1 protein-coding gene is annotated in these 507 nt (G+C 58.9%); it reads left to right on the forward strand.

Annotated features, from left to right (window positions below):
• Positions 1–62: 62 nt before the first annotated feature.
• A partial coding sequence (locus AC1D2F_RS23945) for a PKD domain-containing protein (protein ID WP_476967910.1) occupies positions 63–507 on the forward strand: 445 nt, incomplete at its 3' end.

Below are 507 nucleotides of genomic sequence, written 5' to 3' on the forward strand. Positions count from 1 at the left end.
GAAGATGGTCACCGTTGTTGCGCTGGGTCACCGTTGTTGCGCTGCCGGTCAATGCTGCTCCGGTGTCTTTGATTGCTGAGACGGTCTCGGGTCTCGATGTTGTTTTTGATGGGTCCGGTTCCTCGGATGATGGGTCGGTGGTTTCCTATGCCTGGGACTTTGGTGATGACTCGCTTGCGGGAACCGGGCCGACGGTGCGGCACAGTTACGGGAAGGCGGGGACATACACGGTCCGTTTGACGGTTACCGATAATGYCGGCGTCGAGGGCACGAGTTCGAAGATGGTCACCGTTGTTGCGCTGCCGGTCAATGCTGCTCCGGTGTCTTTGATTGCTGAGACGGTCTCGGGTCTCGATGTTGTTTTTGATGGGTCCGGTTCCTCGGATGATGGGTCGGTGGTTTCCTATGCCTGGGACTTTGGTGATGACTCGCTTGCGGGAACCGGGCCGACGGTGCGGCACAGTTACGGGAAGGCGGGGACATACACGGTCCGTTTGACGGTTACCG

It is taken from the genome of Arthrobacter sp. P1_B3, from assembly GCF_056406615.1.